The organism is Vibrio sp. 1751 (assembly GCF_033339895.1).
GTDB classification, from domain to species: domain Bacteria; phylum Pseudomonadota; class Gammaproteobacteria; order Enterobacterales; family Vibrionaceae; genus Vibrio; species Vibrio alginolyticus.
In genome coordinates this window covers 252,813-267,513 of the sequence record NZ_JAWOVM010000001.1, presented here as the reverse complement: position 1 = coordinate 267,513, position 14,701 = coordinate 252,813, and the positions used below count along the sequence as shown (strand labels likewise).

Genomic DNA, 14,701 nt, shown 5'->3' with positions numbered 1-14,701 from the left:
TAAAATCAAAAAAAGAGGCGCGAATTTGCGCCTCTTGTTGTATAAAATATCTATGTTTCTCTTTGACTTACAAACTTTGCTGGTGCGCGTCGATAAGTTCGTTCATCTTCGCTTCTGCTGCTTGCTGTGCTTGTTCATAGCTCATATCCGCAGGGAAGAGGTTGATGACTTCGTAGTAACATTTTAGTTTTGGCTCAGTACCAGAAGGACGAACAATCACGCGTGATTGATCTTCTAGGTGATAAATCAATACGTCACTTGCTGGTAAGTCAATGGATTCTTCAGAGCCGTCGTCAAACATGCGAACCGATGTTTTAAGATCTTCGGTTACTGCAACTTTTTTACCAGCAATCTCTGTTGGTGGATTTGCTCGGAGTTTGTCGCCGATTGGTGGAGAGTTCGGGTCGAGAGCGATGCTGCGTTGCGCGTTGAAGTAGAAACCGTGCTCGCGGTACAGCTCTTCCAGTTTATCCCACAGTGTTTTGCCTTGCGCTTTAAGCTTGCCTGTTAGCTGTGAAAACGCGACGATTGCAGATAAACCATCTTTATCCCACACCTTGTTACCCACGGTATAACCGAGCGCTTCCTCATAAGCAAACAAGAATGGGTTGACTTCTGTCTCTTGTTCCATGGCAACATTAGTAAGCCATTTAAAGCCAGTTAATGTTTGATAGTATTGTGCGCCATGCGCCTTAGCGATGCTGCTCAGCATTCTTGAGGATACGATGGTGTTGCCAACCAAAGCGTTAGGTTGCTGTTCCAGCAAGTAATCGCCAAATAGTGAGCCCACTTGGTCGCCGGTTAACATCTGATACTCGCCATCTGGGCGTCTAACTGCCACGGCAAAACGGTCTGCATCTGGATCGTTAGCGCAAGCGATATCTGCATCTACGGACTTACCTAATGCCATCACCATATCCATTGCACCGGCTTCTTCAGGGTTTGGGAAGTTGACGGTTGGGAAGCTTCCGTCAGGTTCGCGCTGTTCCTTAACACTTGCCACTTTTTGGAAGCCTGCGTCGACAAGTAGCGTTTCCGCCATATTCGCGCCAACGCCATGCATTGCGGTGTAAGCAATAGATATATCGGTATTGTTGTCAGGAGTAAGCAGCGCGTTTTCATTCATTGTCTTACGGTAAGTTTGGTAGTAGTCGTCTTCCAACCAAACTAACAAACCGTGCTGTTTTGCATCATCGAGAGACATTAAAGGTAATGGCTTCGTTGTTGCGTCATCAATTTTCGCTGCGATTCCAGAGTCGTGTGGAGGAATAATCTGTGCGCCATTTTCCCAATATACTTTGAAGCCATTGTATTCTGGTGGATTGTGGCTGGCAGTAACAACAACAGCGGCCGCAGCATTCAATGTACGGACACCAAACGCAACAATTGGGGTTGCTGCAACGTCATACGTTAGGTAAACCTTGATACCAAGGGCCGTCAGTACGGATGCGGTATCATGCGCGAATTGTTTTGAATCGGGACGACCGTCGTAGCCAATAACGACACCACGACTCGCGGCATCTTTGACTTGCTCAAGCAAATAGTTTCCTAAACCAGTGGCGGTCTCTTGAATCACCAAGCGGTTCATTCGGTTTGGACCTGCGCCCACTTTGCCACGTAAGCCTGCAGTACCAAAGGCAAGGCGTGAGCCAAAGCGATCAGTAAGTTCTTGTTCATTGTTCGTATCGACGAGGTGTTGTAGCTCTTCACGAGTCTTAGGATCAGGGTCTCGTTCTAGCCATTGCGTAATTAGTGCTGTCATATCAGTCATTCCTTAGTAGGGGGAGCCTACTTTCTTGGACACTTCGTTTGGTAAGTATCTCAATGTTTTCTTTTAAATCAATGTAAATGGTTCTCAATTACATTTCAAAGAGGGCAATCGATAAACCGAATTAATTTTTCTTATCCGAACAAAATTTAATCATATTTAATTTCTTGAAGAACCTTGGAACTATAACTAGCCTTTTAACATAAATATAACAAACCGTGTCGAAATCGTAGTTTTTGTGATTTTTCGTAAAGTTGTTCGATATTTGCATCGGGACGCAAGGAAGCTCGCGTAGGCGTAGCGTCTGAGCAGAGGAGAGATCTTTTGAAAAGATTAACGACTACTCTAGCCTTATCACTGAATGTGATTTTAATCACATTTTCCTCTTTTGGTTGGTCAAAGGAAAATGACTACAACATGACAAAAGGGGTCACAGAGATAAGTGGGCAAGTGTATGAATTACATATGCTGATTTTCTATATCTGCTGTGTAATTGCTTTGATTGTTTTTGGTGTGATGTTCTATTCCATCTTCCGTCATCGCAAGTCAAAAGGAGCAGTTGCAGCACATTTCCATGAAAGCACAAAAGTGGAAATTATTTGGACGGTCATACCCATCATCATTCTTGTCGCTATGGCGATTCCCGCAACAAAAACTCTAGTAGCAATGGAAGACACAAGCCAATCGGATATCACGGTCAAGATCACAGGCTCGCAATGGAAATGGCATTACAGCTATTTTGGTGAAGATGTTGAGTTCTTCAGTTTGCTTGCCACCAGCCAAAAACAAATTGATGGAATCGAAGCTAAAGGCGCGCATTACTTACTGGAAGTAGACAACCCTTTGGTGTTGCCTGTGAATCGCAAAGTGCGTTTTTTGATGACTTCTGATGATGTCATTCACTCTTGGTGGGTACCAGACTTTGCCGTCAAGAAAGACACCATTCCAGGTTTTATCAATGAAGCATGGACAAGAATTGATGAGCCAGGCGTATATCGCGGTCAGTGTGCGGAGCTATGTGGTCGTGCACACGGATTTATGCCAGTGGTGGTGCATGCAATGGAAGAAGAAAAGTTCGATGAATGGCTAGCGAGTAAGAAGGAAGAACTCGCGCTTCAAAAAGCGGCGGCACAAGAAGCGCTCTCTCAAGACTTATCTATGGACGAATTGATGTCGCAAGGCGAATCGATATACACGGCGCGTTGCGCTGTGTGTCATCAGGCAAATGGTGAGGGGATTCCGGGTGCATTTCCCGCGATTAAAGGCAGTCCTATTGCAACCGGAGATGTTACAGAGCACATAGATATTATTGTCAACGGTCGCCCGGGCACCGCAATGCAGGCTTTTTCTAATCAGTTAAGTGACAAAGAAATTGGCGCGGTTATCACATATCAACGAAATGCATGGGGCAACGATACTGGCGATACAGTGCAAGCATCCGATGTGAATGCCTTTAAGGCACAAGGCAGTGCTAAGGAGGAAATATGAGTAAGCCAATAGATAAGGCAGTGAAGTCTGCGCCAGCAGAAGCCAGTGCGAACAGTACCATTGCGATCGATGATGGTCACGAGCATCATGCACCCCAGGGCATCACTCGTTGGTTGTATTCTACAAGCCATAAAGACATAGGCACCCTCTACCTTTGGTTTAGCTTTGCGATGTTTCTAACAGGTGGTGCGATGGCAATGATCATTCGTGCCGAACTGTTCCAGCCAGGGCTACAGCTAGTCGATCCGCAGTTTTTTAATCAAATGACCACGGTACACGGTTTAGTGATGGTATTTGGTGCGGTGATGCCAGCATTTACGGGTCTTGCTAACTGGATGATCCCGATGATGATCGGCGCTCCTGATATGGCGCTGCCGCGCATGAACAACTTGAGCTTTTGGATCTTACCTTTTGCATTTCTTATTTTGTTGAGCTCGTTGTTTTTACCTGGCGGCGGTCCTGATTTTGGTTGGACGTTTTATGCTCCGCTGTCCACGACTTATGGACCAGATAGCACTGCGCTGTTTGTATTCTCTGTGCATATCATGGGTATCAGCTCCATTATGGGCGCGATCAACGTTATCGTGACGATCGTAAATATGCGAGCTCCGGGAATGACTTGGTTCAAGTTACCAATGTTTGTTTGGACTTGGTTAATTACCGCTTTCTTGTTGATCGCGGTTATGCCGGTACTAGCGGGTGCAGTGACCATGGTTCTTACTGACAAATATTTCGGGACTAGCTTCTTTGACGCAGCTGGTGGTGGTGACCCGGTAATGTTCCAACACATCTTTTGGTTCTTTGGTCACCCAGAAGTGTACATCATGATTTTACCGTCGTTTGGAATCATTTCCGCCATTCTGCCTGCTTTCAGTGGTAAGAAGCTGTTTGGTTATCATTCGATGGTTTACGCGACGTGCAGCATTGCATTGTTATCTTTCCTTGTGTGGGCGCACCACATGTTTACCACGGGGATGCCAGTTTTTGCTGAGCTCTTCTTCATGTATTGCACTATGCTGATTGCGGTACCAACGGGGGTTAAAGTCTTTAACTGGGTTGCCACCATGTGGCGTGGAGCTCTGACATTTGAAACGCCAATGTTGTTTGCCATTGCCTTTATTGTGCTTTTTACTATTGGCGGCTTCTCGGGACTGATGTTGGCGATTGTGCCGGCGGATTTCCAATATCATGACACTTACTTCGTGGTTGCCCATTTTCATTATGTGTTGGTATCTGGTGCGGTATTCTCGATCATGGCAGCGGCATACTACTGGCTACCTAAGTGGACGGGCAATATGTACGACCACAAGCTGAGTTTATGGCATTTCTGGTGCTCAATTATTTCCGTCAATGTCCTGTTTTTCCCAATGCACTTCCTAGGCTTAGCAGGCATGCCAAGGCGCATACCGGATTACGCCATTCAGTTTGCTGATGTTAATCAAATAGTATCAATTGGTGGGTTTGCATTTGGGTTGTCACAACTGATCTTCTTATGGTTGGTGATCAAGTGTATTCGTGGCGGGGAGAAGGCTTCTGCAAAACCGTGGGAACGTGCGGAAGGCTTAGAGTGGACAGTGCCAAGCCCTGCGCCACATCATACGTTTACTACACCGCCTAAGATTGACTAGCAAGTGGGGTGAGTGACATGAAACCGAATCCATCAAACAAGAAGCTCACAGTGAAGTTACTTTTGGCGACCCTGTTAATGTTTGGCTTCGGCTATGCACTGGTCCCACTTTATGACGTGATGTGCGACGCACTGGGAATCAATGGAAAGACAAGTGAAGTGGCCGCCATTCAACCGACAGGTATGCAACCGGACATGAGCCGAACTATTCGCGTGGAGTTTATGGCGCATGTCAGCCCAGATATGCCTTGGGAGTTTAGACCCAAAGTGATTTCGATGGATGTTCACCCAGGTGAAGTCGTGCAAACCGAATACCTTGCATTTAATGAAAGCGGGCAGAAGTTGGTGGGGCAAGCCGTTCCTTCTGTTTCTCCCGGGACTGGAGCTGCTTACTTCAATAAGATTGAGTGTTTTTGTTTTAACCAGCAGCCTCTGGATGGTAAACAGCAAGCTCAAATGCCGTTGATTTTTTATATCGAACCGGACTTGCCGGAGTCTATACACACGTTAACGCTGTCTTACACACTCTATAAACTTCCCCCTCCTACAGGCTCTTAGCCACTCAGGGAGAGAGATACAGACCAAGGTTGGTCAGTAAGGAGAGAAATTATGAGTAACAAGCCAGGAACATATTATGTTCCCGCTCAAAGTAGCTGGCCGATCATCGGTGCATTTGCTCTGTTTTTGGTTGCTGTTGGCGCAGGCATGACCGTCCAGGGGACACAAAGTGGCGGTGCAGTGGGAACCATTGGTGGCATTGTGCTAGCGGTGGGCTTCTTGTTCTTGCTTTACATGTTGGCTGGTTGGTTTAGTAATGTGATTACTGAATCACTGAGTGGAAAATACAGCTCGCAAATTACTCGTTCTTTTCGCCAAGGAATGAGCTGGTTTATCTTTTCTGAAGTGATGTTTTTTGGTGCCTTTTTTGGTGCCTTGTTTTACGCCAGAATGATTTCTGTGCCTTGGTTAGGTGGGGCAGATAATAACTTCATGACCAACGAAGTCCTGTGGCCAACCTTCGAAGCGATGTGGCCACTCACACTGACACCGGGGGGAGAAACAACACAAGCTATGCCGTGGCAGGGCATACCCCTTACCAATACTATCTTGCTGCTATTGTCGTCTATTACGCTACATATGGCGCATATAAGCCTTGAACAAGACAAAAGAACGGCACTGATTGTTTGGTTAGAGATAACCATCGTACTTGCTGGCTTTTTCCTATATTACCAAGCGGTTGAGTATGTTCATGCTTATCAAGACATAGGGCTCACGTTGCAGTCCGGTATTTACGGTAACACGTTCTTCATGTTGACGGGGTTCCACGGTTTACACGTTTGTCTTGGGACTATCTTCTTGATCGTGCTGCTGTTCAGAATCGCTAAAGATCACTTTTCGCCAAAGAACCATTTTGCCTTTCAAGCGGGCAGCTGGTATTGGCATTTCGTGGATGTGGTTTGGTTATGTCTGTTTGTGTTTGTTTACGTACTTTAGGCGCAGTGTGAACTCTTGGTTCGACTAATAAGGGCGAGGGTTTGGTGCTAGCCAACCCGAGCTGAGCGCAATAAGCAAAAGGACGACCACCAAAGCGGAGAACATGACTCGACGGCCTAAGTAATGACTCATGGGTTTGTCTCTTTTTTCAGGATTATCTGGGTCTTCACGAACCATTTCGATAAGCGCTTTTGCGAGGTTGAAGATAATGAAAAGCAGCAAAAGGACAAGCGTCAGTTTGAATAGAAATACGGTGGACATGGCACCTCCGGTTTCATCATTGTTGTTATCAAGACAATTATGGCTATCGAAACGGTTTTGGGTTGCAGTTGGTTTAACTGTGGTTGTGTTTTCTCTTTTGGTCAAACTGGGTTTTTGGCAGTTTGAGAGAGGGCAAGAAAAACAAGCATTGGAACAAGCCATTCTCGCGCGTGCGGATAGTGCGTACCAAGCACTAAGCGTCGTTCTTGAAGACAACGACTGGCGAGAGGAAAGTATCCTCGGGAAAAAAGTGGAAGTTAATGTTGTTCCTCAGGCGTTTCCCGTAATTTTGTTAGACAACCAAACGCATCAAGGCAGTGTGGGATATTTAGCATTTCAGATTGTATTGACGAGCGATGAGCCTAGTACCTATGCGTTATTGGAGCTTGGTTTTGTCGAGGGAAGAGCAGATCGCTCAATGTTACCAACGGTCACCAAACTCGATAATTCGATTTTCATCACAGGACGCCTGTACCGAAAATCTACTAATCCACTGAGCTCAGAGTTAATGCCGGAAGTTGGCGATGTTATTCGCGTGCAAAACCTAAACATCGCGCAATTGAATCAGCTACTGAATATTGAACTTATGCCCGCAGTCTTGCAGCCAGACAATTTAACTCGTTGGCCCTATGACTTTCCTTGGAATCCATTACCACTCAATAGTGCCAAACATTTTGGCTATTCGATTCAATGGTTTTCGATGGCAGGTGTTTTCTTAATACTGACTTTAATTGTTTTTGTTCGTTGGCAAAAAAAGTTGCGTCACATGGAGGTGAAGCATGACATCTAAAGTAACCAAAGGACGACTAATGTTGATTGCGCTGGTTTGTACGTTCGCGCTTCCCGCTGTCATTGCAAAAGTCATTCTCACACAAGGGTGGTATCAAAGCGGAGTGACCAATAGAGGCGAGTTAGTCGAACCATACACGACGTTAGAGCAGCTTGGTCAAGAGTCACCTCTCAAAGACCATGGTTGGCAACTCGCTTATGTATTGCCTAACGAATGCACTGAACAGTGTAAACAGCAGCTTTACCTGCTTCAGCAAAGTCATGTTGCTTTAGGTAAGTATCAAGAGCGAGTAGTGCCAGTCGTTTGGCAGACTGAGCATTCAGATCCCATGGAAGTATCGATGTTAGCGATGCAAATGAATGAATTGGTTACCGCAAAAGTGAAACCTGGGCAAATGTTGATCGTTGATCCTCTTGGGCAACTGGTGATGTCTTACTCGCCGAAACCAAATGAGGACTTAGTCCTATTGAATAAAGGTATGTTGGCGGACTTACGCAAGCTCTTAAAACTGTCACGAGTCGGTTAGAGGAAGTGCATATGAAATTAATTCAGTTGGTTAGATTCAGTTTGCTGCTAACTCTCGTGGTGATCATGTTAGGGGCATATACTCGCCTTTCAGATGCAGGGTTAGGTTGCCCGGATTGGCCTGGTTGTTATGGGCACTTTTCTGTGCCGCATCAAGAAGAAGACGTCATACGTGCTAACCTGAACTTCCCCGAGCGGGCAGTAGAGCATGAGAAAGCATGGCTTGAGATGATTCATCGCTATTTTGCAGGAACGTTAGGTTTAGTCATTTTTGCGATGGCAGCGATATCAATAAGGTCTGAGCGTGTAAATTCAACCATTCCGATGTTGCTCAGCGTATTGGTGATTGGGCAGGCACTTTTGGGAATGTGGACAGTTACTCTTAAATTAATGCCCGTCATCGTGATGCTTCACTTGCTCGGTGGTTTTGTTTTATTGGCGTTACAGGCGATTTTTTACGGCCAATTAAAAGCGCAAAACAATCTCTATTTCTCTCCATCTTCTAGCTCTCTGAGAGGCTTTTCATTGTTGGTTTTTCTGGTTGTTTTGGTGCAAGTGCTCCTTGGAGGATGGACTTCGTCAAATTATGCTGCGCTGATGTGTACCACACTGCCGATTTGTGAGGGAGACTGGATGAGCCATCTCTCATGGAAAGAAGCGTTTTCTTTCTGGCAAACTGGATTCGAGAATTATGAATTTGGTGTCTTGGAGTATCCGGCAAGAATGACTATACACGTCACTCATCGTATAGGCGCTATTGTTACCGCCACCGTGGTATTGGCTTATAGTATTGGGCTTATGAGGCAAGATTCTCATCATTCACAGAGAATCGGAGGGTGGTTGTTATTCACTCTGGTGTGCCAAATTATGCTGGGTGTAAGCAACGTAGTATTTCAACTTCCTATCTATGTCGCGGTGGCGCACAACCTCGGTGCCGCTGTTATGTTGAGTCTCGTTTGTGTTAGCCAGTTTTACTTGTGGCAGGGTAAAACGGCTTGGAATTACACCGCGAAAGGAGTTCGCTATGAGTAAAGAAATCGCGCTGTCGTTAAATGGGCGAAAGCGACTAAGTTCCGTTTATTTGAAGTTAACGAAACCTAAAGTGGTGGCGTTAATGTTGGTGACGGCAGTAGTAGGGATGAGCTTAGCCCCAGTTGATGATTTCCTCTGGTTGCAGGCGGTAGTTGGCCTAACGGGGATTGGTCTGATGGCCGGGTCTGCGGCAGCGTTTAATCATCTAATTGACCGCCGAATTGATGCGAGAATGGCACGCACACACAAACGACCATTGCCATCGGGTGAGACTAAGCCATCATCGGTGATAGCCTTCGCTACAGTTTTAGGTGTCTTAGGGTTTGTACTTCTCTATGCGATAGTCAACCCGCTGACGGCATGGTTGACTTTGATGAGTTTGCTCGGCTATGCGATGGTATACACAATGTACCTCAAACGTGCTACGCCCCAAAATATCGTCATTGCAGGGATTGCCGGTGCGATGCCGCCTCTTCTCGGTTGGACTGCTGTAACAGGGCAATTACATGCGAATGCTTGGCTGCTCGTGATGATCATTTTTATCTGGACGCCACCACATTTTTGGGCTCTGGCTATTCATCGTGTCGAGGATTACCGCAAGGTAGATATTCCCATGCTGCCAGTGACACACGGCATTGAGTACACCAAAACTTCTATTCTGTTGTATACGGTGCTATTGACTTTGGTTTGTGTCCTACCGGTTTTGGTTGGTATGGTCGGCGTGGTGTATCTTTTTGCCTCGCTACTACTCAATGCTGGCTTTATGTACCATGCATGGAAGCTAAAATATGCACCAGAGCCAAATACCGCGATGGAGACGTTTAAATTCTCTATCTATCATCTTTTGGCGTTGTTCATTGCATTGCTTTCGGATCACTATATTGGTTTTTAACCTCTCTTAAAACAGAAAACGCCGCGTGGTTCGCGGCGTTTTTGGTTTTGATACTTTGGCTTTAAGACAAAGCTTTCTAGATTTATTGAATTTCTAGCAGTTCAACATCAAAGATCAAAACACTTGCTGGTGGAATTGGGCCTGAGCCACTCTTACCATAGCCAAGCGTGCTTGGTACGAAAAGGCGGATTTTCTCACCCTCTACCATGTATTGTAGGCCTTCTTGCCAGCCTTTAATGACTTGGTTAAGACCAAATGAAATAGGCTCACCACGATTAACAGAGCTATCGAATATCGTGCCATCAATCAAGGTGCCGTGGTAGTGTACTTTTACTTTACTTGTTGCAGTTGGGTGAACCTCACCTTCGCCTTTTTCAAGAACCATGTATTGAAGGCCACTTTCTGTTGTGATAACGCCTTCTTTTTTCGCATTTTCTAGTAAGAATGCTTGGCCTTTGGCAAAGTTTTCATCTGCTACTTTATGGTTTGTCCAAGTACGGTAAATGAAAAAGCCCGCCAAAATAAAAATAATAAGAGGAAACAAAAATTTAGACACGTGATCTCCTTGTCTATTTAGGTTGTTTTAGCAAAAAGTTGATGGTTTCTGCCATGGCTTCAACGCTGTCATGACCACCAGTAATCACTTGATATTTTCCGTTTACGATAAAGGCTGGAACGGAGTTAATTTGGCCGCGAGTCGTGATCGCTTCTGCCTTAGTGATGTACTCAAACAGCGTTTTTTGCTGTGCTTCATCTAAATGGTAAGGGCTGATAAGGTTGCGAGACTCAAAGGCTTTCTCTACGGCGATTTGGCGTTCCTCAGCCGTTGCATCGGCACCCATTTGCACAGCAGTAAAAAGATCCGCCATAAACGCTTTATCTGGTGTTGATTCAAGCTGCATTACGGCAGTATAGAAGATGATGGCGCTCACTTGTGCACTTTCATTGAACGTTACATGCATTTTTTCAACGCTTTGATCAGTCAATGATTCAATTTGAGGGACAAACTCTTCCATTGAGCGGCAGTGGCCACAAGTTAAAGAGAATGCTTCAGTCAGGGGAGCTAAATCATATTCTTCAAGGGATACTGGCAAAACTTCGTATTGTTTGCCTTGCTGAGGCTGACTCTTGCCGCTATCGCATGCCGACAAAGCCATTACGGCAACAACAGCAGCAAAGCCTTTCGATATGGTTTTTAACATAGTAGTGCTCTAAATGAGAAATTTGCGTTAGTTTATCGGTTAACGATAGTGACTAAAACCATTAAATAACAATAAAGTGAGACCATTGGTAACAGACTTTGCCTGACGTATGGACTGTAAGGGTAGGGTATTTTAGTGTTGCGTTTTATTTGAGAGATGATTTTGCATTGACTCCAGTGGCATGAACGCTGCATAGACAAACCAGTCGGTGGACAAAAGCGCTAAAGATTCGGCGTGTTTTGTCGACACAATGAACAAGAGTTTTTCTACGTTGGTAATGGTATGAAGCATTGGTTTTTAATTGTTTGTGGCATTCTGGCCGGGTGCAGCAGCCTCGATCAAGATATGGTCCCTGGTGGGAACATTTTAGATACAGCTCCTAAATCAAACACTGAGCTGAGACACCCAGAGTGGGGATACCCGAGCGCATCCAATGTGGCTTCTTCCCCTCGTTCATATCAAACGGCGAGGGCGTCAGTAAAAAAGTCGCAAAACGTGACCTCTCTGGAAATGTTCCTGAGCAGGCATAACATTCCTCACGAGACGCTCAGTGGTGGTCACCTGATGATACGTTTGAAAGAGCAAGTGCATTTTCAAACGGGTTCTGCACGGTTATCTGCTCAATCTCAAGACTGGATTCGAAACATTGGTCACTATCTGGCTGGAAGAACTGATGTTGATGTCGTGATTGATGGTCATGCGGATAGCACGGGAGCTGAAAGCTTCAATGACACGCTATCTGAAAAGCGAGCTCGTGAAGTAGAAAAACAACTATTGGCGACGAGTATTCCACGTCAACGAGTGTTTTCTAGAGGCTTCGGAGAGTATGTACCGAAGTGCAGCAATGCGACAGCGAGTGGTAAAGCTTGCAATCGGCGCGTAGAGCTAACATTGATCGTGGATGAATAACGCAGACGTTAGGCGGTAATCTTCGTTGTGTTGTTCTCGCATACCCGTTATTTGCTTAGTGGAGTTTAAGTTCGGAGTTGAGCAAGAAGACTGAATAAGGAAAGCTCGCACGGCAACATTTAGCTAGAAAAAATAGAAAAGAGGCACCGTTAGGTGCCTCTTTTACATCCGCCAATGTTCATAGGGGGAACTTAGGCAAATTCTTTTTCAACGTAAGCGACGATGTCAGATGACTCGTATAACCACTGTGTCTCGCCATCTTTTTCGATACGAAGACAAGGGACTTTAACTCGCCCACCACCTTGCTCTAGTTCAGTTCGATGAGTCGGGTTATTTTTTGCATCACGTAGTTCAATGTTCACCGATTGACGCTTCATTGCACGGCGGACCTTTACGCAAAAAGGGCAGGCTTCAAATTGGTAAAGTGCGTATTGTTTCGCTTTTTCATCAATACGTTGCTGTTCTTCTGCGGTGCGCTTAATACCACGAGGTGAGAACACCGCGTTCAGCAATAAGATAACCTTGCCTAAAATCCAACGGATAAACTTCATAATGATCCCTTGATGTTCATTGGGTAATTGTCCTTTAAGAATGCAATCATGATGCTTGTTGCACTGAACGTGAAGTCTATCAGTTGTTTGAAATGGATAAAACCATGTATTTTATGCGGAAAATAGACGTTTAAACCAACCCCAAAAGCCACTTGCTGAAGCCGGACGGGCTTCTTTACCTTGATAAAAACTTTGCATGAGTTCGGTTCTGAATGCATCAACGTCCATGCGTTTTATGACAAGCTCATGCTGCAATGTATTTTGAGTCTGCTCGGCATGATCGTGCGCCAAGCTGAAATCCATATTTAAATAGCCTTGCGTGTATAACCAAAGGTGGGTGACTAAGATTAGGTCTTCAGCAGATTGGTTAGTAAACTTATCCGCGTGCTCATTACCCAAGGAGTCAGTCAGAACTTGCTGCATACGCTGGGTAGAGTGAGCATGTTGCTCGTAGTTAGCACTTGCTTCAATATGTGATTTGGTCAAAAGGCCAAGCAGGTGAAGAGTAGGTGCTGTTGTGGGTTTGTTCTCACAAACTTTTGTAAATAGTTGTGACTGTTCTTTTAACCAACGTCGCTTTGCTGCTTTATGTTCTTTAACAAAGGGGATTTCTTCAAATCCCATCTCTTGACTCAGTTCACTAAGAGACGTCATGGTTTTTTAGTTCCTTCACCGTTACTTCGATATGTTGATCATTGATATCAACAAAAATTGAGCTGCCAGTAATCATAACAGAAAGGCTAGTACCTCGGTCAAGATGCTGACAAATCAAGTCGATAGCGTCATAGTCAAAGCTCTCTACGTTGACGGGAAGCATTGAGAACTTTCCTGACATTTTGTCCCACCAGACAGCCGCTTTGGTGTTATAAGTGTAAACTTTTACATGCTTTGCTAGACGAGAAGCTTTCTTAATTCTGTCTGGTTCTGGTTCGCCAATTTCAATCCAGTGAGTAATGCTTTGATCATCGCCAACATGCCATAAATCAGGCTCTTCAATCGTAGAGAGTCCTTTTGTAAACTCCAGATTGCTTTGAGCATTTAAACAGTAAGCTAGAATGCGAGCCAACATTCTTTGCGGCTTTTCAGAAGGGTGAAGGGCGATAGTTAGATTTTTAGAATCGTAATAGTCATTATTCATATCGGAAATGGCGATACGAAATTTGTAAATGGTTGGTTTAAGAGCCATAGATTTATATCGTTTTGTTGGCAAAATAAGTTTTAGGCAAAAAAATAGCCAGCTTTAAAAGCTGGCTATCGTATCAAATTCTTTAAGAATTAAAGTACTTTGATTTGCTCTGCTTGAGGGCCTTTTTGACCTTGAGAGATAACAAATTCTACTTTCTGGCCTTCAACTAGAGTACGGAAGCCGTCACCAGTGATTGCAGAGAAGTGAGCAAATACGTCAGGGCCGTTTTCTTGTTGAATGAAACCGAAGCCTTTAGTTTCGTTGAACCACTTAACTGTGCCAGTAGCTGTGTTAGACATGTCTATTTCCTAAATATCTAAATAATGTAATCTTTCGCCTCAACGGCGCTTATAGCGTGGAAAAATAAATTGCTATTGCGTACCACAGGACGACGGGTTACAAGTAATCCAACGAAATGTGAAAACAAAGAACTTTCTTTCTAGCCGTGTTTGAGTCTAGGTTAATTCCACGAAGAGTCAACATATATTAGTGCTTTATGGACAAATATTTGTATTTAGTCACTATTTAACCAGCATGTTTTTGATTAAATTTCAAATAAATGACGGTGATGTGAAGTTTTTTAGCATAAAATTCAACTAAATCTATAAATTTGACTTATTTATATAATTATTGTCCAATCTGGTTCGACCATTAAGGAGGATTTATGGCAAAGCGTAAAATCAGTCCTCAACCGAGTGGCTCACAACATGAGACCGACTTCGGCAGAGGTGAAATCAAAGACAACGCGTTAAAAGCGGTTGTTACCAGTCAGCTGTTCCAAACACGAGTCGTTAAAGCGAAAAAAGGTAAAGGTAGCTTCAGCCGTAAAATGAAGCATAGAGGCAAAGAGCTCTATTCAAAGTTCTCCCCAAGGTGGATTTTGAATAGGGCTTTTTTATTGGTACTAGGTGTTTGCAAAACTGATGATATTCAATTTTTTAGTACCAGATAAGTTTTCCTAATTTATCATGTACTG

The 14,701-nt window shown here is 44.5% G+C and carries 18 protein-coding genes; 10 read left to right on the top strand and 8 right to left on the bottom strand.

Annotated elements, in window-relative coordinates; all coding sequences use genetic code 11:
* Positions 1-67: 67 nt before the first annotated feature.
* Positions 68-1,762 (bottom strand): phospho-sugar mutase, encoded by a 1,695-nt coding sequence (locus R7041_RS01140; RefSeq protein ID WP_186585187.1) that lies wholly within the window; start codon positions 1,760-1,762, stop codon positions 68-70.
* A 330-nt stretch (positions 1,763-2,092) separates the two neighbouring features.
* Here R7041_RS01140 and coxB point away from each other — a divergent pair, with 330 nt between their 5' ends.
* The 4 genes from coxB to R7041_RS01120 are packed head-to-tail and all read left to right on the top strand — an operon-like array spanning position 2,093 to position 6,377.
* Positions 2,093-3,256 (top strand): cytochrome c oxidase subunit II, encoded by a 1,164-nt coding sequence (gene coxB, locus R7041_RS01135; protein ID WP_005385208.1) that lies wholly within the window; start codon positions 2,093-2,095, stop codon positions 3,254-3,256.
* Positions 3,253-4,884: a cytochrome c oxidase subunit I gene (ctaD, locus tag R7041_RS01130; RefSeq protein WP_005375510.1), complete on the top strand. Its 1,632-nt coding sequence runs from the start codon at positions 3,253-3,255 to the stop codon at positions 4,882-4,884. The genes coxB and ctaD overlap by 4 nt, the downstream gene beginning before the upstream one ends.
* 17 nt (positions 4,885-4,901) lie before the next feature.
* Complete coding sequence (locus R7041_RS01125; RefSeq protein ID WP_017821600.1) at positions 4,902-5,441, top strand: cytochrome c oxidase assembly protein; 540 nt, start codon at positions 4,902-4,904, stop codon at positions 5,439-5,441.
* A 51-nt stretch (positions 5,442-5,492) separates the two neighbouring features.
* Positions 5,493-6,377: a cytochrome c oxidase subunit 3 gene (locus R7041_RS01120; protein ID WP_005375506.1), complete on the top strand. Its 885-nt coding sequence runs from the start codon at positions 5,493-5,495 to the stop codon at positions 6,375-6,377.
* A 24-nt stretch (positions 6,378-6,401) separates the two neighbouring features.
* Here the strand turns inward: R7041_RS01120 and R7041_RS01115 are convergent, their stop codons facing one another.
* Positions 6,402-6,638 carry a DUF2909 domain-containing protein gene (locus tag R7041_RS01115; RefSeq protein WP_005375504.1) on the bottom strand — a complete coding sequence of 79 codons (237 nt, stop codon included), beginning with the start codon at positions 6,636-6,638 and terminating at the stop codon, positions 6,402-6,404.
* Here R7041_RS01115 and R7041_RS01110 point away from each other — a divergent pair.
* From R7041_RS01110 to cyoE, 4 genes are read left to right on the top strand one after another with little or no spacing between them, the layout of a single operon-like run.
* Positions 6,637-7,428 carry an SURF1 family protein gene (locus tag R7041_RS01110; RefSeq protein ID WP_031777208.1) on the top strand — a complete coding sequence of 264 codons (792 nt, stop codon included), beginning with the start codon at positions 6,637-6,639 and terminating at the stop codon, positions 7,426-7,428. The genes R7041_RS01115 and R7041_RS01110 overlap by 2 nt on opposite strands.
* The gene (locus R7041_RS01105; protein ID WP_017635864.1) at positions 7,418-7,954 is read left to right on the top strand and encodes a hypothetical protein; all 537 of its coding nucleotides are present in this window, start codon (positions 7,418-7,420) and stop codon (positions 7,952-7,954) included. Before R7041_RS01110 ends, R7041_RS01105 begins: the two co-directional genes overlap by 11 nt.
* Before the next feature lie 11 nt (positions 7,955-7,965).
* Complete coding sequence (locus R7041_RS01100; RefSeq protein WP_258512348.1) at positions 7,966-8,985, top strand: COX15/CtaA family protein; 1,020 nt, start codon at positions 7,966-7,968, stop codon at positions 8,983-8,985.
* A complete protein-coding gene (gene cyoE, locus R7041_RS01095) occupies positions 8,978-9,877 on the top strand; it encodes a heme o synthase (protein ID WP_064369157.1) in 900 nt (299 codons plus the stop codon). The genes R7041_RS01100 and cyoE overlap by 8 nt, the downstream gene beginning before the upstream one ends.
* A gap of 82 nt (positions 9,878-9,959) precedes the next feature.
* Here the strand turns inward: cyoE and R7041_RS01090 are convergent, their stop codons facing one another.
* On the bottom strand, positions 9,960-10,433 hold the full coding sequence (locus R7041_RS01090; RefSeq protein ID WP_054578695.1) for an FKBP-type peptidyl-prolyl cis-trans isomerase: 474 nt from the start codon (positions 10,431-10,433) through the stop codon (positions 9,960-9,962).
* A 13-nt stretch (positions 10,434-10,446) separates the two neighbouring features.
* Positions 10,447-11,079: a thiol:disulfide interchange protein DsbA/DsbL gene (locus R7041_RS01085; RefSeq protein ID WP_064369158.1), complete on the bottom strand. Its 633-nt coding sequence runs from the start codon at positions 11,077-11,079 to the stop codon at positions 10,447-10,449.
* 282 nt (positions 11,080-11,361) lie between these two features.
* On the opposite strand from R7041_RS01085, the gene R7041_RS01080 reads away from it, so the two are divergent.
* Entirely contained in the window at positions 11,362-11,988 is a 627-nt protein-coding gene (locus R7041_RS01080; RefSeq protein WP_025768460.1) for an OmpA family protein, read from the top strand.
* A 191-nt stretch (positions 11,989-12,179) separates the two neighbouring features.
* Here the strand turns inward: R7041_RS01080 and R7041_RS01075 are convergent, their stop codons facing one another.
* From R7041_RS01075 to R7041_RS01060, 4 genes are all read right to left on the bottom strand, one after another.
* The gene (locus R7041_RS01075; RefSeq protein ID WP_064369159.1) at positions 12,180-12,539 is read right to left on the bottom strand and encodes a glutaredoxin family protein; all 360 of its coding nucleotides are present in this window, start codon (positions 12,537-12,539) and stop codon (positions 12,180-12,182) included.
* A gap of 111 nt (positions 12,540-12,650) precedes the next feature.
* Positions 12,651-13,193 (bottom strand): hypothetical protein, encoded by a 543-nt coding sequence (locus R7041_RS01070; RefSeq protein WP_005375629.1) that lies wholly within the window; start codon positions 13,191-13,193, stop codon positions 12,651-12,653.
* Positions 13,180-13,725, bottom strand: coding sequence for a YaeQ family protein (locus tag R7041_RS01065; RefSeq protein ID WP_005375627.1), 546 nt, complete (start codon positions 13,723-13,725; stop codon positions 13,180-13,182). Before R7041_RS01065 ends, R7041_RS01070 begins: the two co-directional genes overlap by 14 nt.
* Before the next feature lie 89 nt (positions 13,726-13,814).
* A complete protein-coding gene (locus tag R7041_RS01060) occupies positions 13,815-14,024 on the bottom strand; it encodes a cold-shock protein (RefSeq protein WP_005375625.1) in 210 nt (69 codons plus the stop codon).
* A gap of 365 nt (positions 14,025-14,389) precedes the next feature.
* Between R7041_RS01060 and R7041_RS01055 the strand changes: the two genes are divergently transcribed.
* Positions 14,390-14,677: an alternative ribosome-rescue factor A gene (locus R7041_RS01055; RefSeq protein WP_064369160.1), complete on the top strand. Its 288-nt coding sequence runs from the start codon at positions 14,390-14,392 to the stop codon at positions 14,675-14,677.
* The last annotated feature ends 24 nt before the right edge of the window (positions 14,678-14,701 follow it).